Here is a 240-nt window from a genome sequence, read left to right on the forward strand (position 1 = left end):
AGCCGGGCCTGGGCGCGCGCGCGCTTCTTGTAGCCGCGCACGGTGTCGCTGATCTCGGCGAGGTAGCGGGTGCGCGCACCGGGCACCACCGGGGTCTGGTTGGTGCTGTGGCGCACGTCCACGCGGGGCAAGGCGCCCTCGGCGAGCGTCAGGCCCAGCGCCGTCAGCCGGCCCTTGAGCGCCTGGTACAGCGCGGTCACGCCGTCGTCGTTGAAGCGCGCGGCCATGGTGCCGAACACT

The 240-nt window shown here is 73.8% G+C and carries 1 protein-coding gene; it reads right to left on the bottom strand.

Translation table 11 applies throughout. The features are described from left to right. The coding region (locus AAHB17_RS24675) for a hypothetical protein (RefSeq protein WP_342133705.1) at positions 1-240 on the bottom strand (240 nt) is incomplete at both ends.

The sequence above is a fragment of the Hydrogenophaga sp. OTU3427 genome (assembly GCF_038440225.1).
Classification (GTDB): Bacteria; Pseudomonadota; Gammaproteobacteria; order Burkholderiales; family Burkholderiaceae_C; genus Hydrogenophaga.